The organism is Pantoea sp. 18059 (genome assembly GCF_902706165.1).
Classification (GTDB): domain Bacteria; phylum Pseudomonadota; class Gammaproteobacteria; order Enterobacterales; family Enterobacteriaceae; genus Pantoea; species Pantoea agglomerans.
The window spans coordinates 202,807-226,712 of the sequence record NZ_CACSJS010000001.1 but is presented as its reverse complement, the minus strand read 5'-3'; the positions used below and the strand labels follow the sequence as shown (position 1 = coordinate 226,712).

Here is a 23,906-nt window from a genome sequence, read left to right as displayed (position 1 = left end):
TCAGGCGTCTTCGCGCATCAGTTGTTCCACGGCATCCACCACATCCTGCACGGTGCGCACTGCGCGGAAGGTTTCCGGTTTAATTTTACGGCCGGTACGTTTTTGCAGATGAACCACCATATCGACGGCATCAATGCTGTCGAGTTCGAGATCTTCATACAGACGTGCCTCGGGATGGATATCCTCAGGCGCAATTTCAAACAGGCTGGTCAGCAGCGAAGCCACTTCCTGATAGATCTGTTCTTTGTTCATCATAAGGTTGTCTCCGCTTTCAGCCGCGCTGTTGGTTGACGAACGCAGCCAGCGTCGCAACAGAGAAAAAGTGGGCGCGCAGGGTTTCACTCTCAGCGGACAGCGCCACGCCGTAGCGATTTTTCACTGCCAGGCCAAGTTCCAGTGCATCAATCGAGTCCAGCCCCAGTCCGTCGCCAAACAGTGCAGCGTCGGTCTCTATATCATCGGGACTGAGATCTTCAAGGTTCAGCGTGTCGATAATCATCTGTTTGATATCGTTAATTAATGAATCCATACCGGTTTTCGTCTTACCTGTTCTGGGGGACCAGCGCCTGCTGTAAATGGCGGGTCAGGCGACGCGCGGCCAGCGGCTGCGCATCGGGATTGCTTTCACAAAACGACTGACTGTCGATTCGCGTTTGTACACGCACGGTAAACAGCGGTTTAACCGGCGGAATCTGATACCAGCGGCTCTGTTTATCGAGCATACGCTGGCTACAGGTGATGTGAACCACACGCAGATCGCATCCGGCGCGCACCGCAATATTGGCTGCCCCGCGCTGCAGAGTCAGTGGATGACCGTAGCGGGTGCGGGTGCCTTCCGGAAAGATCAGGATATTGTCGCCGCGCGCCAGTCGCTGCTGGCTGTCCGGCAACAGCGTCTCCGCTTCACTGTTGATCAGATAGTCCGCGGCGCGGATCACCCCACGCATAAAGGGGTTCTTTTGCAGATCGGCTTTAACCAGACAATCCATCTCTGGCAGTACCGAAGCGATCATCACGTAGTCGATCAGTGATGGATGATTGGCGACAATCAGGCATCCGCGATCCTGTTGCAGCAGCTCTGCGCCTTCAATCCGGTAGTCATAGACCCCGGTCATCCGGCAGAATCGCAGAAAGCAACGGAAGCTAAAGGCGATAGCGCGTCGGGCCAGCAGGCGGCGGCGCAGCGAATCGCGCTGTACCAGCAGCAGCAGGTTGAAGCCAATCAGCGACAGCAGCAGCCCGCCTATGCCAAACAGCGTAAAACTCACCGCCGTCATCACCAGCCGCCAGCAATAGTTCATACGGCTGCCGGTGTAGTGCGCCGGTTGTGAACAATCAGCCATGATGTCTCTCCCAGTGCCATGTCAGGCGTTCGCCCGGCAGGCTGAAGGTGGGCGATTCCGCCAGCCACTCCTGCAGAAAGCGCAGGCTCTGCGGTAACCCTGTGTCTGCCCTCTCCTCTCTGCCAGCACGGCCAGTGCAGTGCAGCTGGTCGCCCGGGCGCAGCAGCAGCGCCACCGCATAGGGAAAGTTCACACGCTGTTCCGGCAGCCACGGCAGATAGTAGTCAGGCACGATGCCGTCGAAATCGACCAGCAGTACCTGCTGATAACCCGCCTGATGCAGCGCGCTGACTTCGATCAATCCCTGCTGAAACGAGTCGACTCCGGCGGCGATTGAGGTGGAGACCAGTGGTGCTTTGGCTGCAATGGTCAGGCTACCGACCGCCGAATTGTGAACCGACATGGCAAAATCCGTGGGTGACATTGACTGCTGATCGGCCAGTGTAGTGAGGATGCGCAGATTACGTTCCAGTTCACCATGACGACTGGTGAACACGATAGCGTCAACCTGCTGACGCGCAAGCAGCGCCAGCCCACACTCTACCGCCGCACGACTGCCGCCGCTCAGACGACGTGCTGTCATCATCGGTAAAAATTTCGGCTTTGCCATCGCCTCTTTAGGGTCTATGACGGTGCCCTGTTGCGCCCAGTGCTGCCAGCCCTCGCCCCCGTGTAATCCCGGAGCCAGAGCCTGCCAGTCGACCAGTGAGTAAGCGAGTCTCATCTCAACACTCTTTTTGTCATATGTGTGGCGTCGGCGTTCATCGGGGCGTCAACCCGGCCCCCTGCAAAAAAAGTGCGTCCGGGAAACCCTCTGCCGATTCCGCATCAGGCCTTCACGGTAGAGGGTTACTCAGTGGTTCAGCAATAGCAGCTCATCTGATTTGTCGGCCGGCTGCCGGAGATCTTTATGCTTTGATCGGCTGTCGACACATCATTGCGACAGCGCACGCATTACTGAGCGGCAAGAGCAGAGAGTCGTAACTGAATATCCTGATCGAGATTGGCAATCCAGCGGTTGTAGTTATTGTGGATCTCGCCCTGCCCCGCTTTCAGGTTCTCACTGCTGACATAATCGATGCGGTAGTTCTGGCTGGTATACGTGATGCGAATAGTCGCCACGAAATCACGCTGGGCCAGACGACCATTGATCACGCCAGGCGAAACGGGAGTCATGACCCATTTCCGGCCAATACCCGCTTCAATGATCGCCAGTTTCATCTGGTTGTCGCTGTAACGCTGAGTGAGCGTTTGATTCACGTTATGAATCGGCGCAGTGCGCGCACAGCCGGTTAATAACGCAGCGACCACGGCCAGCGTGCAAATAGTTTTTTTATTCATGATGAATCCCTTCTTTTATTTTTATATCAGTAAGTTAAACGGTTAATCCGCCTCGCGCAGGCTAAGCTTTCAGTGCGCTTTTCCGTCTGGCTGGCTTAAAACCCGCGCATGATACCACCGAATGTAAAGACAGGTAAGCAGAAGTATGCATGGGTTTTAGGGGGTTATTTGGGGGATTAAAGCGGGGAATATACGCAGTCGCCGCGACAGCGCAGAGGCCGATCCCGGCCGCAGAAACTCTGGCTGCGGCTGGATCGGTCTGGGGATTACTGTGTGGAGGCGGGTGTCCAGCCACCGCCCAGCGCGCGGTAGAGATCGATCTGCGCCAGCAGCAGGTTATTTTTGACAGTCACCCGATTCAGCTGCGTTGAAAACAGGGTTCTCTGCGCATCCAGTTCATCCAGATAGGAGGCGTAGCCGTTCTGATAGCGATTGCGGGCAATGCGCAGCGCCTCCGTTACATAGGCTTCCTGCTTTTGCAGCTCCTGAAGTTGTGCCTCACGCTGCCTGATAGCGTCTATTGCATCGTTAACTTCCGAGAAGGCGTTGCGCACCACTTTTTCATAGCCATAAAGTGCCTGATTGCGCGTCGCCATTGAGACATCCACCTGCGCCGTCAGCGCTTCACGGTTCAGCAGCGGTGCCAGGATGCTGCCGCCCACGCTCCACAGCCGGAACGGATCATCCGCGAGCTGGTGCAGCACCGAACTCTGCAGGGTGCCGGTCGCGGTGAGGTTAAGCCCAGGCAGCAGCTTAGCGCGCGACGATGCCAGGCTGGCATCTGCGGCCAGTAACTGGCGCTGAGCCTGCACAATATCCGGACGGCGATTGAGTAGCTCTGATGGCAGCAGTGACGGCATCCGCTGCGGTGAAATCTGGTCAAACTGCTGACGACGGGCGATGCTGCGCGGGTTCATACCCACCAGAAGGCTCAGCGCATTCTCCTGCTGGGTGATCTGGTGCTGCAACTGAGGCATCTGCGCTTTGGCCGACTGATATTCCGAGGCGGCCTGCATCCACTCCAGCCTGGAGGTGTAGCCGGTTTCAAACTGACGCTGTGCCAGCTTCAGCGAATTGTTGCGGGTCGCCAGCGTCGCCTCCGTGACCCGCAACTGCTCATCCAGCGCGCACAGGTTGAGATAACCTGACGCCACCGAACTGGCGATGGTCAGCTCGGCGGCAGACGCAGCGGCCTGCTGCGCCGCTAAACTCGCCTGCGATGCGGTGATGCTACTGCTGCGTACTCCCCAGAGATCGACCTCGTAGTTCGCCTGTAATAAGCCCTGAAAAATATCGGTTTCATAGGGCTGGCCCGTCACTGACGAGAGCGTACGCTCCCGGGTCGCGGCCACACCGGCGCTCAGGGTCGGAAAGTTATCGCCCTGCGTGGCGCGCAGCTGGGCGCGATACTGGTCAACCCGGGATCGCGCCGTGAGGATATCGGGGTTATTGCGCAGCGCCTGCGTCACCAGCCGGTTGAGATTTTCATCATGAAAAGCGCGCCACCACTCCGCCTCCGGCGCAGCAGATGGCCCGACACTATTGCGCCAGGCGTCGGGGATCGGCAGAGAGGCCGGTGCCTTTTCAACCTGCGTGGCGCAGCCGGTCAGAAGGAGTGCCAGTGCGCTTACCATTAAGCCGCGCCGCATCATGGCGCGCCCTCACCGGCGGGTTGTGCGGCGGTGTCGATGTTGACTTCGACCGACATACCCGGGCGTAACTGATGCATATCCTGGTCATTGATGCGGATGCGAACCGGAATGCGCTGCGCAATTTTCACGAAGTTACCGGTGGCGTTGTCGGGCGAAATCGCGCTGAACTCTGAGCCTGCGGCCGGAGAGATAAATTCAACCTGACCCGTAAAGCGTTTACCATCCAGCGCATCGACCCGAATCGTCACCGGCAGGCCAGGACGAATATTTGCCAGCTGGGTCTCTTTCAGATTCGCGATAATCCATTTGTGATTAGGCACTACCGAGGTCAGGCGCGTACCTGCCGTGACATAGGCGCCGGTGCGCACCGCCAGCTGGCCGAGCTGGCCATCATCGGGCGCGGTAATCCGGGTATTCGCCAGATCGATCTCCGCCAGCTCCAGCGCGGCGCGGGCGCTGTCGACATCGCCTTTCAGCGCATCACGGTTAACGATGACGGTTTGCAGATTCTGCTGGGCGACGGCGATCTGCGCCGCAGCCTGACGTACCTGCGCCTGCGCCTGGGCGTCTGCGGCCCGGGCGGCATCGCGCTCGCGCACTGACAGGGATCCATCCGCCGTGAGATTTTCGACGCGCTTCAGATCGAAGCCGCTTTTCAGCGCCTGTGCTTTGGCATTCTCCAGTGCCGCTTTATTGCTCTGGATGGTCGCTTCTGCGCTGCGACGCTGCTGCAGGTTATTGTTCAGCGCCGCCTGCTTCATCGCCAGCTGCGCCTGCGCCTGATGCACCCGCTGGCGATAGATACGGTCGTCAATCGTCATCAGCAACTGCCCTTTTTTCACCGGCTGCAGATCGATCACCTCGACTGAGGTGAGATAGCCATTAACCTGCGGGCTGATAAAGGTCACCTGACCGCGCACATAGGCATTCTCGGTGCTTTGTATTGCGCTGGTGAAGGGCCAGAGTTGCCAGGCATAAAGAATAACCAGTACACCAATCACCACAATGCCGCTGCCTGCGGCGATAGAAAGAATACGGCGGCGATTCGCGCGTTCGCGTTCCGCCGCCTGAAGCTCATCCTGCTGACTCATTGTTTCTCCGTTGATTCCTGTAATGCGGCCAGCTGTTGCTGCTCACGCAGGTTAAATTGCGCCTGACGCCAGTCAAGATAACGACGACGGGTCAAACGCCAGATCACCCACATCAGGGTGACCAGTGCCAGCGCAGCGGTTAACAGGTAGGTGTCGTTATAAGCGAGCACGTTGGCCTGCAGCGTGGCGATTACCTGTAACTGGCTGGTGCTCTGCGCGCCGCGCAGAACGTCGTCACCCACCAGCGAATTAAACAGCGCATTATACTGACTGAGCCGTTCGGTGACGTTGGGATCGAGCAGTGAGAGCTGATCGCCCAGCAGGCTGGAGTGATATTTTTCCCGCCAGACCTGAAACGTGCCAAGAATAGCAGAGCCGATCAGCCCGCCGAGGTTCTGACTCATGCCAAACAGCACCACAAAGCTCACCAGATTTTTCGGCTGAGTCACCACGCTGCCAATGCCCATCAGCATCGCGGGCGCCATGAAAAAGGCGCTGCTGAAGCCCAGCAGAAACTGACTGAAATACATATTGCTGGCGCGGGTCAGTGGACTGGATTGCGCATCCATCAGCGAGGCGATAATCATCACCACCAGCGAGGTGACAATCGGCCAGTTGAGATGATTGGGCTTGATAGTCAGCGCACTGGCGGCGATGCCCGCAATAACCCCGGCCATGATCGCCAGCGCCAGACCGCGCATCTGATCGTTCTGCAAGCCAATCTGCTGCAGAAAGCCGATTGCACCGGTGTTCTGTTCCGCCAGTACGATACGGATCATGATCATCACAATGCCCAGCCGCACCATCATGCCGCTGCTGAGCCAGCGGGTATTGATCAGCGGGTTGCGCCGGTTATGCTCAATGACGATCGCAGCGACAATCAGCGTCAGGGCGATCGCGGTACAGATACCGAGCCAGGGCGTGGTAAACCACCACTCAATACGGCCCAGCGTCAGTACGCCGCACAGCAGCGCCATACCGGGTGCCAGCAGGATAAAGGTGACGAAATCCATCTTTTCAAAGGTTTTGATGCGATCGCCCGGTGGCAGTTTCACCAGCAGTACCCCGCCCAGCGCAATCAGCGCCAGGCCGAGTTCAAACAGATAGAGGCCGCGCCACTCGTTGAGCTGCAGTAATTCCGAAGAGAATAAGCGGGCCAGCGGGATAGCCAGTTGCGATACCGTCAGGCCAATCACCAGCGCTTTCAGGCGATGTTTCGCAGGCCAGGCCTGTACCTGATAGTAGATGCCCAGAGAGCTGAGCGCCGCCGCCACCATACCGTGAGCAGTGCGCACAATGATTGCCGAACTGAGATCGTTGGCGAAGAGATGGAAAAACGCCACCAGTACATACAGCACCAGAAACGCCTCGGTAAAGACACGCAGGCCAAACTGCTGGCGGAATTTCACCAGCAGCAGGTTAATAGAGATGTTGCCCATCACGTAGACCGCGGGCAGCCAGGCAATCTCATTCGACCAGGCACCAAAGGTACCCTGCAGGTTGACCAGATTCGCCGTGACCAGCGCGTTACTCAGCGCACCGGTCAGCGAGATAAGTAAACCGATCAGGCCAAACGCCAGGCGTTTTGGCATCGGATGCAGCGGCGTCGAGGGCGATCCCGGCAGCATCGGTTTTTCGTGCGGCAACCACTCGCGTGCAGCGTAGGGATTTCGCTTTGCCACTGCTACATACTTCCCATGCGGCTCAGGAGTTGTTGCAATACGCGCTCGGTCACGGCCAGATCCTGAGGGTCAATATCGGCCAGCATTTCAGTACGGAGTGCGTCAGCCTCGGTTTTCACTTTGGCGAACGCTTCGTTACCCTTATCAGTCAGCACCAGGTGACGCTTACGTCGATCTTCTGGCGGCTGTACCCGCATCAGCAGTGACTGTTTCACCAGCCGATCCACCAGCGGTACCATGCTGGCATCTTCCAGCCCCAGCAGCTGTGCCAGCTCGGTCTGGGTCATGCGTTGCGGCTCACTGGCAATCAGCCCGATGGCCATCCAGCTGCTCATGCTTAAGCCGCTATCTTTAAGGTGACGATCCACCGCCAGGCGCCAGGCATGTGCGGTCAGATGCAATAAGTGGGTAAAGGTACGCGTGTGCTGAGACAAATGTTAGCAGCCTAATAGTAAGAGTTCTAATTGATTGGTGACGTTATTATACGCAAAGCGAAACGCCAATGAAAAGCGTCCGGTCTGTTAAAAATTAGTGGATCGCGGCAGAATGTCCAGAGGCCGCAACCGGGAGCCGGATAACATGAAACAGGCATCAGCAAACTGGGTCGATCTGCGCCGTGACGCCGTCAGCGGTATTGAGGCGCTACGCGCCCATTTTACCGGACACGCCTATGATCCTCACTGGCACGACAGTTATCTGATTGGCGTGACCGAGCAAGGTGTACAGCAGTTTCATTCACGGCGCAAACAGCATCAGAGCCGACCAGGCACGGTCTTTATGCTGGAGCCGGAGGAGCTGCATGATGGTGATGCCATCAACGAAAGCGGTTTTACCTACCGGATGCTCTATCTTTCGCCGCAGCAGATTGCGCAGCACCTGGCTCCGATGCTGGCTGATAAACCCTCACTGCGTGAGCTACGTTTTGCCGCCACGCTGCGCGACGAGCGTCCACTGGCTTATGCCGTCTGGCATGCGTTTGATGCCTTGTGGCACAACCATCCCGACATCATCAAAGAGGCGGCGCTGGACCGGATGTTTGGGCAGCTCATCCCGCACCGGCAGTGGTCACTGCCCGCTCAGCCCCCGGATAAAGATGCCCGGCTGGCACTGCAGTCGCGTGACTGGCTGATTGCCCATCATGCGGATAATCCCGGTCTGGAGCAGATGGCGCAGCATCTGCAGGTGGATCGCTTCCGGTTATCGCGTCTGTTCCAGGCTCACTGGGGTTTGCCGCCCCACGCCTGGCTGGTGCAGTGGCGGCTGAGCCAGGCGCGTCGTCAGCTGGCGCAGGGCCAGCCCGTCGCCGATGTGGCAGCCGCGCTGGGTTTCGCCGATCAGAGTCACCTGGGCCGCTGGTTCAAACGCGCCTGCCAGCTTACCCCTTCCCGTTATCAGCACGCCTGCACAAATCTTCCAGACCTGGGTTAAGCCACTTGCCACAATGCGTTTTTTTAGTCAGGAGAAGCGCAATGCAAGACCCACGCTGTGTAATGATACTCAATGCCGCTCTGCCGCCTGGCAAAGCCACCAATGCTGCCGCCGTGATGGCATTAACCCTGGGACAGCGACATCCGGCGCTGGTTGGCGACACCCTGGAGGATGCTGACAGGCGCCCTTCTCCCGGTTTGATCACTACCGGGATTCCGGTGCTGGCCGCGACTGATGAACAGCTCAGTGCATTGCGGGAACAGTGCGAACAGGCTGAATACGATCTGGTGCTGTTTCCGGAAGAGGGCCAGACCACTACCGATTATCAGGCGCTGAGCGCCGTCCTGCGACAGCAACCGCGTCAGCAGTGGCGCCTGCTGGGCGTCGCCATCGTCGGCGATAAAAAAGCCCTGCGAAAGCTGACGGCAAAACTGGCGCTATTCAGCTAATCTATTTGCGGGAAGCTGGTCATGGCTTCCTGTTTTTCCCTTCCCGCCCCTCGGCCCCGCCGTTTGTACAGGTTACTTGTACAGCTTTCGTTTCGGAATAGTCCTTATAAGCTGCTGATAAGTGTCAAATAGCACACTTTGTTAAAGAATCCGATTGTACAGATTGGGCTTCATTGTATAAGTTTACTGCCACGAGTTGTCATGCGACTCTGTAACGAATGATGCACTTGCGTCGCCTCTGAAGGTGTCAGTGGATTTCCACCTTCAGAGGTTATTTTTTCTGTTCAATTTGTGACACTGGTACCATCGCATCTGTCCATGCGGTGGTTTTTTTTGATCGCTTTTGTCCTGACATCCGAACCGGAATCGGGCTGTTCTGAAGGGCTTACACATGCAATATATTCTTCCCCGGACCAATCAGGAAATTGCTGATTATTTTAATCCTGCCGCCAATAAACCCGCCAGCGAGATGGAGATGCTGGGTATCCTGGTTGCAGAAATTTTGCAGTCAGGCATGCCAGTGAACAATAAAGCGATTATCTCAAAGCTTATTCATCGGCTGGAGCTGGAAAGCGACAGGGAATTACTGGATATCTACCGACAGCTGCTTGAACTGGTGGTCCATAAAACCCCGGACGATTTTTCACTGTAGCATCGACTCCACGGAGGGAGTCATCCGCCTTTTTCTGGTATCTTCGCCAGTCGCCCGGTACTATCTGCCCCTCACTGTTTATCCTGATCTTCCCGCCCCTCGCGCGGGAGCAAAATAACTAAAGAGCCTGCAATCCTTTATGACTCAAACCAATGATATTGCCGCAACCGACGTTGTGGCGGGCGATATCAGTGTAGGGCGCGTTCTGCGTTCGCCTGCGCTGCTGACCCGCGAATGCCTGGCCGGGGTGATTACCGCGCTGGCGCTGATCCCTGAAGTGATCTCCTTTTCCGTTATTGCCGGTGTAGACCCTAAAGTCAGCCTCGTCGCCTCGGTGGTGCTCTGCCTGACTCTGTCGATACTGGGCGGACGTCCTGCGATGGTAACAGCGGCTGCGGGTTCAGTGGCGCTGGTTATCGGGCCGATGGTCCATCTGCATGGCGTTGAATATATTCTGCCTGCGGTGGTGATGGGCGGCGTCATTCAGATTCTGTTTGGTGTGGCCGGTCTGGCGCGCATGATGCGTTATATTCCCCGTTCGGTGATGCTGGGATTTGTGAATGCGCTCGGGGTGCTGATTTTCTTTGCTCAGGTGCCGCACGTCTGGGGACAGTCATCACTGGTGTGGATCTTCTTTGCCGTCACACTGGCTATCGTGCTGTTGTTGCCGCGTCTGATAAAAAGTGTTCCTTCACCGCTGGTTGCCATTGTGGTAGTAACTGCCGTCGCGCTGCTAATGGGCTATCGCATGCCGAACGTGGGCGATGAAGGGCCGATGAGTCCCGGTCTGCCCGGTTTTAACAGCCTGCTGGTACCACTTAACCTGCAGACCCTGCAGATTATCTGGCCCACGGCCCTGAGCATCGCCTTTGTCGGGCTGATGGAGTCGCTGCTGACCGCCAAACTGGTCGATGACCTGACCGATACCCCCTCCAGTAAGCGTCGTGAATCCTGGGGCCTGGGCGTGGCGAATATTCTGGCGGGTTTTTATGGTGGTATCGCCGGGTGCGCGATGATAGGTCAGACCATCGTCAATGTTGAACTGGGCCGGGCGCGCAGCCGGGTTTCCACCGTGGCCGCCGGTCTGGTGCTGCTGTTACTGGTGACCGGACTGAGCCGGATTATGGCGCAAATCCCGATGGTGGTACTGGCCGGGATTATGATGGTGGTGGCCGTGAAAACCGTTAACTGGCATAGCCTGCAACCCGCTACCCTGAAACGTATGCCGTGGTCAGAGACGCTGATTATGGTGCTGACGGTAGCGGTGACTGTCTGGACAGGTAATCTGGCACTGGGCGTTCTGGCTGGGGTAATCCTGGCTATGCTGCTGTTTGCCCGCCGTATTGCGCACGTTATTCATGCGGAGCGTCAGCTGAGCGAAGATGGCGAGTCGGTGCGCTATGTGGTGCGCGGCCCGCTGTTTTTCGCCAGCAGCAACGATCTGTTTGAGCATTTCGATTATGCCCACGACCCTAAAAAGATCACTATCGATTTAACGCATGCGCAAATCTGGGATGCGTCCAGCGTCGCGGCGCTGGATGGCATTGAGTATCGCTATCAGCGTTATGGTGCAGAGGTGACGATTGAGGGGCTGGACCCACGCAGCACGGACTTCCATCAGCGCCTGACCGGTAATTTCGGCTAAAAACCCAGTTCTGCTGCCTCTCCGGCAGCAGAAATCACTCAGCCTGTTGCCGCCGCGCGCGGTAGCGTCCAACCATCGCAATCAGCGCCTGGTAGATTAAACCGGCGTAGAGACTTGTCAGAATCGCCAGACCAGGCTCTTTGCCCTGCTGATGCCATGACATAAACCACATGAATACGCCCCACAGTACAGAGAACACCAGCCACCCGCGGACGAACTTCATCATGCCATTCATAACGACTCCTCTTAAATGAAGCGCTACCTTAGCGCGCTCCGGCCTGAAACGCATTGTCAGCATGCACGAGTTGCGAGGCGTCTCAAATAATCGTCGACAATTTGCCATGCGTGTTGATGATTTAGCCCTGTCCGGGCGATTTTGTTGCGATTCTCTATACTCAACGTTCGCTTACCTGATCGGGGAATTACGATGAAACGTACTGCTTATCTGTTATCCACACTGGCTATCCTCGCCACGCTTACGGCCTGTGCACCGCCGCCACCGGGCAGAGATGCCCCGCCACCGCCACCACCTGGCGGGCAGCAGCCGGTGGGCGCACCCGGCGGCAGCGGCCCGGCAGGACAACCGCAGGCCTGACATTATTCTGCCAGCCTGCGTTGCGGGCTGGTTAATGCCGGAAGGCGCAGCCGCAGGCTGACATCTCACCCGGCAGCACTTTGCCTGCGTGAGAGTGACGCCGCTGTAATTGCCCCTGCTCTTCAGCACTGCTGTTGCCTGCCTGCTGTCCCAGCCAGCGATCCAGCGCGCGGCCAGCGATCTGCCGGATGTCAGGTGACCAGCTGGTAAGATGCCAGGTTGAGCTGCGGGCTTCTTCACTATCGCCAAAACCTGCCACTGCCAGATGGATACCCTGACCAAAATCCCGAATCGCCTGCATTGCACCAAAGGCCATCAGATCGCTTTCACAGAAGAGTGCCTGGATACGCTCAGCAGCACGTGTCTTTTTCAGGTAAGACATCATCGCCTGATAAGCGCAGTCACGATCATCACTGCCCACAGTCAGTTCGGCGTTCAACGCCGTGCCCGACGCCAGCAGAGAGGCGCGATAGCCCTGTTTTTGCGCCAGTTCGCCTGGCTGAGCCTGCATAAAGCCAAACCGCTGATGCCCTTGTTTAAGCAATAATTCCGCTGTCACCTCACCCGCCCGCAGTGCATCCGCCTGCAGTTCAGGCTCAGCGTCAATCTGAAGCACTGGCAAATTGCAGGCATCAGTAACGCGGTTACCGGGGAGTAACAGCAAACCACGCAGCCCGAGTAGTGTAGCCTGCCGGATGAGTGCGGTCAGTGTGACGTCGGTTTCGGCACTCAGTAGCACCGAGATAACACCGCGCGCGTTAAGCTGGCGCATCACTTCGTCCAGCATTTTTTGTTGATACGGATTGAGCAACTGACTGGCGACAACACCGATAACCGGAGGGACCGCCGGTTCAGTTAAGTCAGGTGTGGAAGGTGTAATCATTGGCATTAATTCTCTGCGACGGCAAACAATAGCCACCACAATACGGTAAACCACAACGTTTCAACAGGTTACAGAGTTCGACACAGGCCGCAAAAATGAGTGAAATCGGATGTAATTGGAATAGATCGGCAGAAACCCAAAAGGGATAAGGCTGGCGTTAACGTAGATGCAGGAGAGGGACCGGGCAGCAGGAGTTGAACCCGCATCGTCAACCCGTTAAGAGTTGCAGTAATACCTTTATACCATGCCCGAATGGCGTGCCTGGAAAAGCCGCGCTATGTGAACAAGAAGCGTAGTACGACTTTCTGACCAGGCAAGCGCAAGCGGCAGGTATTTTTGCAACCGTCGTATGAAATCAAAAAAGAGGTGCTGCTGCCTGTAGGCATTGATTATTCAGCTAACCTTAAGTTTCAGGCAGCCTGTTCCGACCGGGACTTATGGCCAACATTTTGCAGAGGTCAAGACTATGCCGTCAGGACAATTTTACGTGGTTGATCAACCCGAACTGAATTTTACCGCCAATTATCATATTGATACGGTTAATGATAAACCCTACCCCTCGCGCATGGTACTGGAGATCCGGAAGCAGTCACAGCCGACTGAGGCCTTTGATGATATCAGCATCGGCCATGAAGTGACCTTTGTCTCTTCCAGTGGTGAGGCGCAACGGATGGTGCTGGTGAGTGACACTGATGATGAGCTGGTATTCAGCTCCAGGGGCTGATGCCGGCTTTGATGCCGGCTTATACCGCTAAACGGAGGTTGCAGTCGCCATATCCGCCAGATAGCAGGCACAAAAAAACCGCCCTTGGGCGGTTACGACATTACTGCATATTGCTTTTATTCTATTAGATTTTCTTCGGCAGAAATATGGTGCCCGGGGCGGGACTTGAACCCGCACAGCCTTACAGCCGAGGGATTTTAAATCCCTTGTGTCTACCGATTTCACCACCCGGGCAGGGTGTAACTGGAGGCGCGTCCCGGAGTCGAACCGAGGTACACGGATTTGCAATCCGCTGCATAGCCACTCTGCCAACGCGCCTTAAACTGATGTGCCGTCAGGTTAACCTGACCTGCGAATCTGGAGCGGGAAACGAGACTCGAACTCGCGACCCCGACCTTGGCAAGGTCGTGCTCTACCAACTGAGCTATTCCCGCAATTCAGCAATTTCGTCGAACCTGCTGATTTTATTTATCTTCTGGCAGCCTGGCTGCCGTTCGATGCGATGCATTCTACTTAGATGACGCAATGAGTCAATAAAATTATCCTCACAGCGCGTCCGTTTGCTGCTTTTTAAATCGTATCGATCACGGTTCGAGCAGATCGCCGCGCGCGGCGCTTAAATACTGGAACATAGACCAGAAAGTCAGCACGGCAGCAATGTATAACGCCACCACACCAATCGCCACGACGGTAGCATCAGGACGCCAAAGCAAGGCAAACAGTGAGAACATCTGGGCAGTGGTTTTCACTTTACCAATCCAGGAAACCGACACGCTGCTGCGTTTACCAATCTCCGCCATCCATTCACGCAGCGCAGAGATAATGATCTCGCGTGCAATCATGGTGGCGGCGGGCAGCGTAATCCACCAGGCGTGGAAATATTCCGCCACCAGCACCAGCGCAATGGCCACCATCACTTTATCCGCTACCGGATCGAGAAACGCACCAAAGCGTGTTGTCTGCTTCCAGCGGCGCGCCAGAAAGCCATCAAACCAGTCGGTGATGGCAGCAAAAACAAAAATCAGTGCAGTCGCCAGCGGCGCCCAGGTGAACGGCAGATAGAAAGCCAGCACAAAGAACGGGATGAGCACGACTCGAAACAGGGTGAGACACGTCGGGATGTTTAATTGCATATGCCGGTAACTGTCTGGATATAGGTAGAATTTAGCCTATGTTCCTACATTGCCCCCCCCGTTTCAATGCTAGTGTTTCAACGAGTAGTATATTTTTTCTGCCAGAGCATGTGAGATACCGGGTACATTGGCGATCTCCTCCACCGACGCGTTCATCAGCGGTTGCAGGCCCCCCATGTACTTAAGCAGTTGCTGACGCCGTTTCGGCCCCACCCCTTCGATGCTTTCCAGTGCGCTGGTGTTCTTTACTTTGGCCCGTTTTTTACGGTGGCCTGAAATGGCATGATTGTGAGCGTCATCACGAATATGCTGGATCACATGCAGCGCTGGCGCATCGGGTGGCAGCGAAACGCCCTCACCTTCCGCTTCAAAGAACAGCGTCTCCAGTCCGGCTTTACGATCGCTGCCTTTCGCTACGCCGAGTAAAATCGGCCGGCTTTTGTCCCAGGGCACATCCAGTTCCGCGAAGACCTGCTTCGCCTGAGACAGCTGGCCCTTACCGCCATCGATCAGAATTACATCCGGGATCTTATCTTCTTCAATCGCTTTACCATAACGGCGGCGTAACACCTGATTCATGGCGGCGTAGTCATCACCCGGCGTAATGCCGCTGATGTTGTAGCGACGATAATCGGCACGCAGCGGACCATTCTGGTCGAACACCACGCAGGAGGCGATGGTCTGCTCACCCATGGTATGACTGATATCGAAACACTCCATGCGTTTAATTTTGTCCAGCTCAAGAAACTCCGCCAGCGCCATCAGCCGCTGATGAATTGTGGAGTGCTGTGACAGACGCGTGGTTAACGCCGTCGCGGCGTTGGTGCGCGCCAGTTTGAGATAACGGGCGCGATCCCCGCGCGGCTTGCTCTGAATACTCACCCGACGCCCGGCCAGCTCACTGAGGGACTCTGCCAGCAGTTCACGCTCTGGCAAGGTAAAGTCCAGCAGAATATCGCCAGGCAGCGTACGTGCCTCGCTACCCTGCAGGTAGAACTGCCCGACAAAGGTCTGAACGACCTCAGCCAGATCGGTATCGACGGGCACTTTCGGGAAGTAGCTGCGGCTGCCTAACACTTTGCCCTGACGGATAAACAGCACGTGGAGACAGGCCATGCCCGCTTCATAAGCCACACCCATCACATCAAGGTCATCGCCCTGATTCGAGACAAACTGCTTTTCGGTGATACGTCGCACAGCCTGAATCTGATCGCGCAGGCGTGCCGCCTCTTCAAAGCGCAGGCCCATGCTCGCCTCTTCCATCCGTTTGACCAGCTGGTTAAGAACCTGATCGTCTTTACCCGCCAGGAACAGGCGCACGTAATCGGTCTGCTGTGCATACTCCTCCTCACTGACCAGTCCCGCGACACAGGGACCCAGACAGCGGCCAATCTGATATTGCAGACAGGGCCGGGAGCGATTGCGGTAGACACTGTTTTCGCACTGGCGGATAGGGAAAACTTTTTGCAGCAGTCCCAGCGTTTCACGCACCGCATAGCCGTTGGGGAACGGGCCAAAGTATTCGCCTTTGGCATGCTTTGCACCACGGTGCATCGCCAGTCGCGGATGAGTATCGCTGCTAAGAAAGATGTAGGGGTAAGATTTATCGTCGCGCAGCAGCACGTTGTAGCGCGGCTGGTAGAGCTTGATGTAGTTATGCTCAAGCAGCAGCGCTTCGGTTTCGGTGTGGGTTACGGTGACATCGATGTGCTGGATATTACTAACCAGCGCTTCGGTTTTGCGGCTGCCGACCTGAGTGCGGAAGTAGCTGGTCAGACGCTTCTTCAGGTCTTTGGCTTTGCCCACATAGATGACGGTGCCTGAGGCGTCATACATGCGGTAAACACCGGGCTTGCTGGTTACCGTACTCAGAAAGGCTTTGGAATCAAAAACGTCATTCACTACTGATTAACGGCTCCGCATTATAGAGGCCATGTCGAATGGCCAGATGCGTTAACTCTACGTCGCCACTGATATTCAGCTTGCTGAACATCCGGTAGCGGTAACTGTTAACGGTTTTAGGACTGAGATTTAACTGCTCGGAAATTTCCGTCACCTTTTGTCCACGGGTGATCATCAGCATAATCTGCAATTCCCTTTCCGACAAACAGCTGAAGGGGGATTCCGCTTTTTGTGGCTCAATCTGGCTCAGCGCCATCTGCTGGGCGATATCTGAAGCGATGTAGCGCTGTCCGGCATTGACCGAGCGAATCGCATTGATCACCTCCTGCGGCGCAGCCCCTTTACTGAGGTAGCCTGCAGCCCCCGCCTGCATCACTTTCGCAGGCAGCGGATTTTCCGTGTGAATGGTCAGCATGATGATTTTGATATCGGGATTGTAACGCACGATTTTCCGCGTCGCCTCCAGTCCACCGATGCCCGGCATGTTCATATCCATGAGGATCACATCAACCTGATTGGCACGGCACCACTTAGCGGCATCCTCGCCACAGTTGACCTCTCCGACCACGGCCAGACCTTTGACATCCTCCAGGATGCGACGGATTCCGGCACGGACAAGTTCATGGTCATCAACAAGAAGCACACTGATCAACGGGGAAACTCCAGAGGCTAAAAAAAGAGGAATCAATTAACGAATACAGGCGATAATCATACCCGCTTTTACCTCAAAAGCACATCAACAAAGCAAAACAGTCGACGCTTCGCATAACGATTTCCAGCCCCGTGCAGCCAGCAATAACAGAGATTTCTTACAACCGACAGGCGTACTGAATAATCCTTAAACTCTTACTATTTCATGGTATTAACACCAGACTTTGCTGTGCCTTATCGCTGCAGGCCCTTGTGATATCTGGCCCGGCAACACCTGTAATTACTTTCAGCGATTGATTAGTTGTACTGGACAAACCAGCTGTTTATAGCGAAGCGAACCGGCTGCTCCAGCAACTTACTGACCCTGTGATATACTCACGCACTGCTGTTCGGACAGATTGCCGACACATTGTCATTCACCAAGGAGAAACGCATGAGCGATGAAGATTTTGCAACTTCGCAGGAAGCCCGGAAATTAGCGGATGAAATCGCGGGTCTGAAGATGATGATCACCCTGATCCTGAAAGGTATGGGCCAGGCTGATGCCGGCAAAGTGATTATCAACATGGAACGCTATGTACAGACGCTGGGCGACAAGCCTCAGGCGGAAGTATTCAGCAATACCATTAAGCAGATCAAAACAGCCTACCGTCAGTAAGCTTGCTTGCCCCCACAGCCGCGGGGGCAAATTAATTAACTGTGCGCCTGCCAGTTAACCGAAACGCCCAGCGTAGGCAGCACCTCTTCCGGACTAAAGCGCCGCGTTCCCCGATACTTTTCAGCCAGCGCTGGCTGAACCACCGGAATACGGATCGCAAACAGATTATCTTCTGACAGAATAAGTCCCGGCGTCAGCGGCTCATACACCACCTGATGCTCTTCAAACATCTTCTCCAGCATCGGCGTTGCCGAACTGATGATGTATTCCATACCGTTCAATTCTGCCAGCTGCACGGCGTGCCAGAGAATATTCAGTGGCAGTTCAGCGTCCACATCCAGCCGTGCCGAGAAGCGCGACATTTCCCACACTTTCTCATGGCTGAAAGGCAGTACGATGCCTTCACTCAGTTCAGGTTCGAACCAGGGCATCAGACGCGCACAGCCGCTGATGCCCTCCCGCGCATTCCATGCGATCAGCCAGGTGACATCTGAACGATCGTAGCGATCATATTCCTGTCCTGGCGTGCTCAGACGTGGCGGAATTGACCACCCTTCGCCGCGCGCAAAGACGCTGTATCGGTAGCTGCCGAGTTCGGCAAGCAAAGAGGATGGCATATCCTTTAATTGCGTTTGCACTATTTTCATCATGCGCCTCTGACATCCCCATGTTTGCAATGATTTCTTTGCGCCAGCCTGGCAAAGTCCCGGCGCAGAATAGACAACAGACCTGTGCAAAGGAACAGCTAAATGTAGCCGTTGCTTAATGTTCAGATCAGTCCGATTGCCGCTGCATAGCAGGCAATCTGCGTTTTATTGGAAACATTGAAACGCTTTTGCATATTTTTTTGGTGAAAGTTAACGGTATGTTCAGAGATGGATAAAATAAGTGAAATTTCGACCGCCGTTTTTCCTTCGGCTGTCCATTTCAAAATTTCCAGCTCGCGCTGACTAAACTCTTTTTTTAGTACCATCATTGCATCATCGCTAAAGCGTTCCAGCGTATCCAGACTTAGTTCCGCTAAAAGGTGTAGTTTCACCTCCAGCTCAGCATGGCAGAGCTGGACAGAAATGGGCTGTTGCGACGATATAGATAATATACCAATGACGCGATTTGGTGCCATTGCAGAGCAAGAAAATCCGCTCTGCAGCCCATATTCTCTCGCCTCATGCCACAAATTGCCGGCGTCAGCGAACAGTTCCTCCGTCCACGCCATGCCTCTGCCCGGTCGCTGACACAACCTGAGCACCGGATCGACAGCGTAATAATTCTGCTTCTCATAGCGTTTAACCCATAGTTTGGGATAGGTGCTATGTAAATGAATACGCGGTCGGGTAAAAGGCACCGGGTGCTGAATCAAAAAGGCAAAATAATCGAAGCCTAATGATTCAATAAATTGTTGCAATAACGGCTTCAATTCAGAAGAAACCGTTAATGCCTGAAATTGTTCTTTCGCCTCAGCTCGCCAAGCGAAATAATTTTCAGTACTCATATTGCCTCAGCGTTAATTTCACTCGCCCTTCCGGTAATATTCATTCAGATTCATCGGATAAAATAAATTTGCAGAAGAAAATTAATTTATCGTGCAGGACGAACCTGTCCCGATCTACAGCGCATTTAACCTTTCACCGTTGGAGCGGAGTGAAAAAGTGTTCCTGCCTTTACAAGGTGAGGCCGATCACAGCAATTTCAATCACCCCAGAAGAATAAGATTTTTCTGATGGGATTTCAATCCCTGACCTCCAGTGCAATTTTTTCTCAGACTTGAAAAGTCTGCTGAAAATATTGAATCGCGATGCTGATTGTTGGGTAAATAACGAGTAAACAAGGCGTTAATTACTCCATTATAAGCGAAGCGGCAGTGGCAAATTTCTGACATATTTTTTATCAGGAAATAAGACCGGCTCTCTCATTGCAGCCATCAGGACAGGCTTCGTCAGACGTCCCCGCAGCCCCTGTGGCGTCTGCTGAGGCAGCTAACCGGCTTGCTGCCCGCGCCACGCGCTTGCAGGTTACAGACCTGTCCCGGTTTTCAGTGGCAGCCCTGTAAGCGTAACGATGTGCTGTTTAATAAACCTTTTCTGCTCTCCCCTGCCCGACCGTGCTCTGTGCCAGTCGATTCATATCCTGCTGTGGTTTATCCACTTATCTGACTGCGGGTACCTGACCCAGGACAGCACGTCCGTAATAGTCACCTTTACTTAATCTGCTACCTGGCCGCAATACGTGGCGGAGATCACTATTTACGGCGTAATGCTCAGCACTGACTCTATTTTAATCAGTTAAATCACTTTACCGATAGTCACGCAACTAAATCATCTGAAAATAAATTTGCAGGTAAAATCCGTTCTTTTCTTAATCACGCACTTTTTTATTTATGCGATACCTTTCCCTTATTTCTGCCAGCGCAATCATGAAATAATTTCATCATGCCGCCAGCAGGCGCTGAGCAAATGACGCTGAGAATTTGCGCAAGAGTTTTATCCCGCAGGCATCGTTTTATTCTTACAAATGGCCCTGAAATCGGTTTTTTTAGGAGCATCCTGACCTGTTGTCAGACTATTTCAGTAAGGGATCAGGTTCAGCAATGATAACTGGATGGGTTTTACTGGCACCATAAGAACATTTCTTAATCAAACACGGTATTAATCCTGTCTGATGATTTATCGGCAGTAGCCTGCACCACGCATACCCAGATGAAAATGTGAGGCGTGAGCGGCGTTATAGTCCGGCCCCAGCGCATTGCCGAATACCTCACAGCCGCCACGCCACAGCGTATGAAGCATTGCCGCTTTTTCTTCCGGCTGTTGCCAGTGACGACTGACCTCAAGCCGCTGGCCATCAGCCAGCTGAAAGCCTGTCACATCCCAGGCATCGGCGGTGGCATGTTCACTGAGCCGCCCCTGAGCACGATGATAAATATTACGGCAGGCGTAACTGCCGACATGGGTAATTCGTACCAGTGGACTGTGCATCTCTCTGGCGGTCTGTTCACGACTGCGCAGAGCATACATGGTGCTGGCGACGGCCATAGGACAGCTGGCCAGAAAGCTGCTGCTGAGGCTGACCGGGCCAAATTTCTGAACCCGCAGCGGATGACTGAGCGGACAGTGACCCGTGACGTCCGGACGCTCGCTGAAGCTGACCCAGCCCGCCTGTTGAGCGCGTCGCATCACCGCCAGACATGCGTCAGGATCGCTGGCCAGCCTTTTCATCTTAATCTGCGTCATCCAGCCCGGCGGATCGGTAACAGAGAGTGGCGTAAAGGGATTAAACTGCGGCGGCAGATGCTGCTTAAGCCAAGGTAAGCTGACCCATCCCAGCGCAAGCAATAGCAAAAACAGGATAAGCGTGCGCATAGTCCCTCTCGCAGCATGATGATTAGCAAACAAAAAGTGTAGAAGCCCATCGCCTTTCACGCCGCCTGACTGACATAACGTGATGAATAATTACCCAGGCTGACGAAGGTTTGAACAAAATCGCGCTTTATTGCCGCTTCCGGGGCGGCAGGCATCACAATTGGTAAAAAAGCGTTACCCGATTCCGGCTCTCTTCCTCTATCTTATGCCGACTTGCCCTCAGGCAGACGCCTTGACTAACAGCCAGCAGAGCTGAACACAACATCACGACAGGAAAGACAATTCTATGGTTGATCAATCTAAAGAAACCGCAAGCACCCACGAAACGCCCGATAAACTCCAGCGCAATCTGCACAATCGTCACATCCAGCTGATCGCCATTGGTGGCGCTATCGGTACCGGCCTGTTTATGGGTTCCGGTAAAACCATCAGCCTGGCTGGCCCCTCGATCATTTTCGTCTATATGATCATCGGTTTTATGCTGTTCTTTGTGATGCGCGCCATGGGGGAGCTGCTGCTCTCCAACCTTGAGTACAAATCCTTTAGCGATTTTGCCGCTGATCTGCTTGGCCCGTGGGCCGGCTACTTTACCGGCTGGACCTACTGGTTCTGTTGGGTGGTAACTGGCATTGCCGACGTGGTGGCAATCAGCGCCTATTTCCAGCTCTGGTTTCCGGGCTTCTCGATCTGGATGAGCGCCCTGCTTTGCGTGGTGGTTTTTCTGGCGCTCAATATTGCCACCGTCAAGCTGTTTGGCGAGATGGAGTTCTGGTTTGCGATCATTAAAATCGTCGCCATTGTGGCACTGATCGTAACCGGGATTGTGCTGGTATCGATTCACTACCCCTCACCGGGCGGCGGCACAGCGTCACTCAGCAACATCTGGGATCACGGCGGCATGTTCCCGAAAGGCCTCAGCGGCTTCTTTGCCGGCTTCCAGATTGCGGTGTTTGCCTTTGTCGGCATTGAACTGGTGGGCACGGCAGCGGCTGAAACCCACAATCCGCATAAAGTGTTACCGCGCGCGATTAATGCGATTCCGTTGCGGGTCATTATGTTTTACGTGCTGGCGCTGATGGTGATTATGGCGGTAACGCCCTGGACCCAGGTGATGGCCGATCGCAGTCCGTTTGTTGAGATGTTCGTTCTGATTGGTCTGCCTGCGGCTGCGAGTATCGTTAACTTTGTGGTGCTGACTTCTGCCGCCTCCTCAGCCAACAGCGGCATCTTCTCCACCAGCCGTATGCTCTATGGCCTGTCGCAGCAGGGTGTGGCCAGCCGCGCCTTTGGCCGACTCTCTGCCCGTGCGGTGCCGACTACCGGCCTGTTTTTCTCCTGCCTGTGCCTGCTGATTGGTGTGGCGTTGATCTACCTGATCCCGGATGTAATGAAGGTCTTCACGCTGGTGACCACCGTCTCGGCCATTCTGTTTATGTTCGTCTGGACCATCATTCTGTGCAGCTATCTGGCCTACCGTAAAAAGCATCCGCAGCGCCATGCGGAGTCGGCATTTAAGATGCCGCTGGGCAAATTCATGTGCTGGGTCTGCATGGCATTCTTCGCATTTGTGCTGGTGCTGCTGACGCTGCAGGAAGATACGCGCCAGGCGCTGATGGTTACGCCACTCTGGTTTGCCCTGCTGGGTGTCGGCTGGATGCTGCGTAATCGTCGTAGCCGCTAATCGGTAATATCATGAACAAAGCCCGGTCAGATGACCGGGCTTTTTTTTTACAGGCGATCGCCCAGCGCAGAGAAAATGGCGGATAAAGAGGGGCGTACATTAGGTAAGCGCTGCGGCCGGGGATCGGGCTGCTGAGGCGTGCCCAGACCAAAGGTGAAGGTATACTTATCGCCTTCGCCCATGCGCAGGTCGGCAATCGTCGTCTGACCGTCCTGCTCACGCAGCGCGTAGAAGCCGTGGCTGAACCAGGCGACACGTTCTGCATACCAGCTGCCCCGAAAGGCGTCGAACAGTTCAGGATGACGCGGATACCACGCCACCTGCAGTGGCCGTGAGGGCGACAACAGCGACCAGTAAACTTCGCCATAGCGATCCGGCGTCATAATCACGCTGCGCCATACCAGCGTATTAAAGGCCGTGGGCGTCACCAGCACTTTATTGTCCGGAATACCCTGCTCCGCCAGCGACGCTCTGATCTGCCAGCCTGCGACGCCCTGAATCACCACGCTCCAGACCAGATAAAGGGTACTCAGCATCAGCCCGAGCCGGTTTCCCCGTAGCCCTTTATCACTGCGCCGCCAGAGCGCGACGCCCAGGCCTGCCAGCAGCGGCAGGGTATAGAGTGGATCGACGATGTAGATACTGCCGATGGCATAAGGATAATCGGTGATCGGCAGGCCAAGCTGGGTGCCATACACCGTCATCAAATCGAGCAGCGGATGGGTAATCAGCGCCAGCCAGATGGCAGGCCACCATGCTGCCCACTTCACCCGCTGACGAAACAGACCTGCCACCAGCCATGCAATCAGTGGCGAGAGCAGCGTGAGCCAGAGCAGCGCATGCGTTTCCGTGCGATGCAGGGTCATGTTGCGTATCGCATCGCCATGATCAAGAAAGACATCAAGATCGGGTAAGGTGCCGCAGACGCCGCCCACCAGCGCGGCCTGCCAGACCGGTACCCGACGTCCCATCACTGCGACACTGACTGAGGCACCCAGCACCAGTTGCGAAACAGAATCCATTGATTAACTCCGTAC

At 55.1% G+C, this 23,906-nt stretch carries 26 protein-coding genes and 4 tRNA genes; 8 read left to right on the top strand and 22 right to left on the bottom strand.

The annotated features are described in order from the left end of the window. The 9 genes from GVJ63_RS01070 to GVJ63_RS01030 all read right to left on the bottom strand — a co-directional run bounded on the left by GVJ63_RS01070 (position 1) and on the right by GVJ63_RS01030 (position 7,543). On the bottom strand, positions 1-255 hold the full coding sequence (locus GVJ63_RS01070) for an acyl carrier protein (protein WP_010246453.1): 255 nt from the start codon (positions 253-255) through the stop codon (positions 1-3). 16 nt (positions 256-271) lie between these two features. After that, positions 272-529 carry a phosphopantetheine-binding protein gene (locus GVJ63_RS01065; protein ID WP_010669816.1) on the bottom strand — a complete coding sequence of 86 codons (258 nt, stop codon included), beginning with the start codon at positions 527-529 and terminating at the stop codon, positions 272-274. A 13-nt stretch (positions 530-542) separates the two neighbouring features. Beyond that, complete coding sequence (locus GVJ63_RS01060) at positions 543-1,343, bottom strand: 1-acyl-sn-glycerol-3-phosphate acyltransferase (protein WP_022625895.1); 801 nt, start codon at positions 1,341-1,343, stop codon at positions 543-545. Then, positions 1,336-2,067 carry a beta-ketoacyl synthase chain length factor gene (locus tag GVJ63_RS01055; protein ID WP_159226299.1) on the bottom strand — a complete coding sequence of 244 codons (732 nt, stop codon included), beginning with the start codon at positions 2,065-2,067 and terminating at the stop codon, positions 1,336-1,338. The genes GVJ63_RS01060 and GVJ63_RS01055 overlap by 8 nt, the downstream gene beginning before the upstream one ends. Before the next feature lie 230 nt (positions 2,068-2,297). After that, positions 2,298-2,684: a hypothetical protein gene (locus tag GVJ63_RS01050; protein WP_129062853.1), complete on the bottom strand. Its 387-nt coding sequence runs from the start codon at positions 2,682-2,684 to the stop codon at positions 2,298-2,300. A gap of 266 nt (positions 2,685-2,950) precedes the next feature. After that, positions 2,951-4,336, bottom strand: coding sequence for an efflux transporter outer membrane subunit (locus GVJ63_RS01045; RefSeq protein WP_370516260.1), 1,386 nt, complete (start codon positions 4,334-4,336; stop codon positions 2,951-2,953). Continuing rightward, positions 4,333-5,427: an HlyD family secretion protein gene (locus GVJ63_RS01040; protein ID WP_010669812.1), complete on the bottom strand. Its 1,095-nt coding sequence runs from the start codon at positions 5,425-5,427 to the stop codon at positions 4,333-4,335. Before GVJ63_RS01040 ends, GVJ63_RS01045 begins: the two co-directional genes overlap by 4 nt. Continuing rightward, positions 5,424-7,109, bottom strand: coding sequence for an MFS transporter (locus tag GVJ63_RS01035; protein WP_029518976.1), 1,686 nt, complete (start codon positions 7,107-7,109; stop codon positions 5,424-5,426). Before GVJ63_RS01035 ends, GVJ63_RS01040 begins: the two co-directional genes overlap by 4 nt. Before the next feature lie 2 nt (positions 7,110-7,111). Further along, entirely contained in the window at positions 7,112-7,543 is a 432-nt protein-coding gene (locus GVJ63_RS01030; protein ID WP_010669811.1) for a MarR family winged helix-turn-helix transcriptional regulator, read from the bottom strand. A gap of 145 nt (positions 7,544-7,688) precedes the next feature. Between GVJ63_RS01030 and GVJ63_RS01025 the strand changes: the two genes are divergently transcribed. From GVJ63_RS01025 to GVJ63_RS01010, 4 genes are all read left to right on the top strand, one after another. Further along, positions 7,689-8,537 carry an AraC family transcriptional regulator gene (locus GVJ63_RS01025; RefSeq protein WP_033779445.1) on the top strand — a complete coding sequence of 283 codons (849 nt, stop codon included), beginning with the start codon at positions 7,689-7,691 and terminating at the stop codon, positions 8,535-8,537. Positions 8,538-8,578: 41 nt separating this feature from the next. After that, entirely contained in the window at positions 8,579-8,986 is a 408-nt protein-coding gene (locus GVJ63_RS01020; protein ID WP_010669809.1) for a DUF2000 domain-containing protein, read from the top strand. A gap of 391 nt (positions 8,987-9,377) precedes the next feature. Further along, complete coding sequence (locus GVJ63_RS01015) at positions 9,378-9,638, top strand: biofilm/acid-resistance regulator YmgB/AriR (RefSeq protein ID WP_010246474.1); 261 nt, start codon at positions 9,378-9,380, stop codon at positions 9,636-9,638. 139 nt (positions 9,639-9,777) lie between these two features. Next, entirely contained in the window at positions 9,778-11,283 is a 1,506-nt protein-coding gene (locus tag GVJ63_RS01010; RefSeq protein WP_010246475.1) for a SulP family inorganic anion transporter, read from the top strand. A gap of 34 nt (positions 11,284-11,317) precedes the next feature. Here GVJ63_RS01010 and GVJ63_RS01005 read toward each other — a convergent pair whose 3' ends face one another. After that, positions 11,318-11,518, bottom strand: a complete 201-nt coding sequence (locus tag GVJ63_RS01005; RefSeq protein WP_159226298.1) for a DUF6404 family protein — start codon at positions 11,516-11,518, stop codon at positions 11,318-11,320. A 192-nt stretch (positions 11,519-11,710) separates the two neighbouring features. Here GVJ63_RS01005 and GVJ63_RS22150 point away from each other — a divergent pair, with 192 nt between their 5' ends. Beyond that, positions 11,711-11,878 carry a hypothetical protein gene (locus GVJ63_RS22150; protein WP_010246480.1) on the top strand — a complete coding sequence of 56 codons (168 nt, stop codon included), beginning with the start codon at positions 11,711-11,713 and terminating at the stop codon, positions 11,876-11,878. Positions 11,879-11,909: 31 nt separating this feature from the next. Here the strand turns inward: GVJ63_RS22150 and GVJ63_RS01000 are convergent, their stop codons facing one another. Next, complete coding sequence (locus tag GVJ63_RS01000) at positions 11,910-12,761, bottom strand: substrate-binding domain-containing protein (RefSeq protein ID WP_159226604.1); 852 nt, start codon at positions 12,759-12,761, stop codon at positions 11,910-11,912. Between the two features lie 179 nt (positions 12,762-12,940). Beyond that, positions 12,941-13,013: transfer RNA gene (locus GVJ63_RS00995), tRNA-OTHER, on the bottom strand. Between the two features lie 235 nt (positions 13,014-13,248). On the opposite strand from GVJ63_RS00995, the gene GVJ63_RS00990 reads away from it, so the two are divergent. Next, positions 13,249-13,485, top strand: coding sequence for a hypothetical protein (locus GVJ63_RS00990; RefSeq protein WP_010246484.1), 237 nt, complete (start codon positions 13,249-13,251; stop codon positions 13,483-13,485). A gap of 147 nt (positions 13,486-13,632) precedes the next feature. Here GVJ63_RS00990 and GVJ63_RS00985 read toward each other — a convergent pair. The 6 genes from GVJ63_RS00985 to uvrY form a co-directional block, all read right to left on the bottom strand. Then, positions 13,633-13,719 (bottom strand) — tRNA-Leu (locus GVJ63_RS00985). Between the two features lie 10 nt (positions 13,720-13,729). Beyond that, positions 13,730-13,803 (bottom strand) — tRNA-Cys (locus GVJ63_RS00980). Positions 13,804-13,843: 40 nt separating this feature from the next. Then, positions 13,844-13,919, bottom strand: a tRNA-Gly gene (locus GVJ63_RS00975). A gap of 150 nt (positions 13,920-14,069) precedes the next feature. After that, complete coding sequence (gene pgsA, locus GVJ63_RS00970) at positions 14,070-14,618, bottom strand: CDP-diacylglycerol--glycerol-3-phosphate 3-phosphatidyltransferase (protein ID WP_010246604.1); 549 nt, start codon at positions 14,616-14,618, stop codon at positions 14,070-14,072. 69 nt (positions 14,619-14,687) lie between these two features. Beyond that, entirely contained in the window at positions 14,688-16,520 is a 1,833-nt protein-coding gene (gene uvrC, locus GVJ63_RS00965; RefSeq protein WP_022625905.1) for an excinuclease ABC subunit UvrC, read from the bottom strand. Further along, positions 16,513-17,172, bottom strand: coding sequence for a UvrY/SirA/GacA family response regulator transcription factor (uvrY, locus tag GVJ63_RS00960; RefSeq protein WP_010246608.1), 660 nt, complete (start codon positions 17,170-17,172; stop codon positions 16,513-16,515). Before uvrY ends, uvrC begins: the two co-directional genes overlap by 8 nt. Positions 17,173-17,604: 432 nt before the next feature. Here uvrY and GVJ63_RS00955 point away from each other — a divergent pair, with 432 nt between their 5' ends. Then, a complete protein-coding gene (locus tag GVJ63_RS00955; protein WP_003849983.1) occupies positions 17,605-17,829 on the top strand; it encodes a DUF2594 family protein in 225 nt (74 codons plus the stop codon). Positions 17,830-17,864: 35 nt separating this feature from the next. Here the strand turns inward: GVJ63_RS00955 and GVJ63_RS00950 are convergent, their stop codons facing one another. The 3 genes from GVJ63_RS00950 to GVJ63_RS00940 all read right to left on the bottom strand — a co-directional run bounded on the left by GVJ63_RS00950 (position 17,865) and on the right by GVJ63_RS00940 (position 21,188). Next, positions 17,865-18,476: an acyl-homoserine-lactone synthase gene (locus GVJ63_RS00950; protein ID WP_029518973.1), complete on the bottom strand. Its 612-nt coding sequence runs from the start codon at positions 18,474-18,476 to the stop codon at positions 17,865-17,867. A gap of 122 nt (positions 18,477-18,598) precedes the next feature. Next, positions 18,599-19,321, bottom strand: coding sequence for a transcriptional regulator SdiA (gene sdiA / locus GVJ63_RS00945; RefSeq protein ID WP_124889838.1), 723 nt, complete (start codon positions 19,319-19,321; stop codon positions 18,599-18,601). Between the two features lie 1,171 nt (positions 19,322-20,492). Further along, positions 20,493-21,188 (bottom strand): extensin family protein, encoded by a 696-nt coding sequence (locus GVJ63_RS00940; protein WP_010669801.1) that lies wholly within the window; start codon positions 21,186-21,188, stop codon positions 20,493-20,495. Between the two features lie 286 nt (positions 21,189-21,474). Here GVJ63_RS00940 and cycA point away from each other — a divergent pair, with 286 nt between their 5' ends. Beyond that, positions 21,475-22,869, top strand: coding sequence for a D-serine/D-alanine/glycine transporter (gene cycA, locus GVJ63_RS00935; RefSeq protein ID WP_022625909.1), 1,395 nt, complete (start codon positions 21,475-21,477; stop codon positions 22,867-22,869). A 47-nt stretch (positions 22,870-22,916) separates the two neighbouring features. Here the strand turns inward: cycA and GVJ63_RS00930 are convergent, their stop codons facing one another. Then, entirely contained in the window at positions 22,917-23,891 is a 975-nt protein-coding gene (locus GVJ63_RS00930; RefSeq protein ID WP_159226297.1) for a metal-dependent hydrolase, read from the bottom strand. Positions 23,892-23,906 lie beyond the last annotated feature (15 nt).

Excerpts from the sequence above, each read along its gene's own strand:
- GVJ63_RS01015 (WP_010246474.1), top strand. The coding sequence starts at position 9,378 with ATGCAATATATTCTTCCCCGGACCAATCAGGAAATTGCTGATTATTTT.
- GVJ63_RS01045 (WP_370516260.1), bottom strand. The coding sequence starts at position 4,336 with ATGATGCGGCGCGGCTTAATGGTAAGCGCACTGGCACTCCTTCTGACC.
- cycA (WP_022625909.1), top strand. The coding sequence starts at position 21,475 with ATGGTTGATCAATCTAAAGAAACCGCAAGCACCCACGAAACGCCCGAT.
- GVJ63_RS01000 (WP_159226604.1), bottom strand. The coding sequence starts at position 12,761 with ATGATTACACCTTCCACACCTGACTTAACTGAACCGGCGGTCCCTCCG.
- pgsA (WP_010246604.1), bottom strand. The coding sequence starts at position 14,618 with ATGCAATTAAACATCCCGACGTGTCTCACCCTGTTTCGAGTCGTGCTC.
- GVJ63_RS01010 (WP_010246475.1), top strand. The coding sequence starts at position 9,778 with ATGACTCAAACCAATGATATTGCCGCAACCGACGTTGTGGCGGGCGAT.
- GVJ63_RS00930 (WP_159226297.1), bottom strand. The coding sequence starts at position 23,891 with ATGGATTCTGTTTCGCAACTGGTGCTGGGTGCCTCAGTCAGTGTCGCA.
- GVJ63_RS22150 (WP_010246480.1), top strand. The coding sequence starts at position 11,711 with ATGAAACGTACTGCTTATCTGTTATCCACACTGGCTATCCTCGCCACG.
- GVJ63_RS01070 (WP_010246453.1), bottom strand. The coding sequence starts at position 255 with ATGATGAACAAAGAACAGATCTATCAGGAAGTGGCTTCGCTGCTGACC.
- GVJ63_RS01005 (WP_159226298.1), bottom strand. The coding sequence starts at position 11,518 with ATGAATGGCATGATGAAGTTCGTCCGCGGGTGGCTGGTGTTCTCTGTA.
- GVJ63_RS01050 (WP_129062853.1), bottom strand. The coding sequence starts at position 2,684 with ATGAATAAAAAAACTATTTGCACGCTGGCCGTGGTCGCTGCGTTATTA.
- GVJ63_RS01060 (WP_022625895.1), bottom strand. The coding sequence starts at position 1,343 with ATGGCTGATTGTTCACAACCGGCGCACTACACCGGCAGCCGTATGAAC.
- GVJ63_RS00955 (WP_003849983.1), top strand. The coding sequence starts at position 17,605 with ATGAGCGATGAAGATTTTGCAACTTCGCAGGAAGCCCGGAAATTAGCG.
- GVJ63_RS00950 (WP_029518973.1), bottom strand. The coding sequence starts at position 18,476 with ATGAAAATAGTGCAAACGCAATTAAAGGATATGCCATCCTCTTTGCTT.
- GVJ63_RS01025 (WP_033779445.1), top strand. The coding sequence starts at position 7,689 with ATGAAACAGGCATCAGCAAACTGGGTCGATCTGCGCCGTGACGCCGTC.
- GVJ63_RS01055 (WP_159226299.1), bottom strand. The coding sequence starts at position 2,067 with ATGAGACTCGCTTACTCACTGGTCGACTGGCAGGCTCTGGCTCCGGGA.
- GVJ63_RS01040 (WP_010669812.1), bottom strand. The coding sequence starts at position 5,427 with ATGAGTCAGCAGGATGAGCTTCAGGCGGCGGAACGCGAACGCGCGAAT.
- sdiA (WP_124889838.1), bottom strand. The coding sequence starts at position 19,321 with ATGAGTACTGAAAATTATTTCGCTTGGCGAGCTGAGGCGAAAGAACAA.
- GVJ63_RS01020 (WP_010669809.1), top strand. The coding sequence starts at position 8,579 with ATGCAAGACCCACGCTGTGTAATGATACTCAATGCCGCTCTGCCGCCT.
- GVJ63_RS00940 (WP_010669801.1), bottom strand. The coding sequence starts at position 21,188 with ATGCGCACGCTTATCCTGTTTTTGCTATTGCTTGCGCTGGGATGGGTC.
- GVJ63_RS01065 (WP_010669816.1), bottom strand. The coding sequence starts at position 529 with ATGGATTCATTAATTAACGATATCAAACAGATGATTATCGACACGCTG.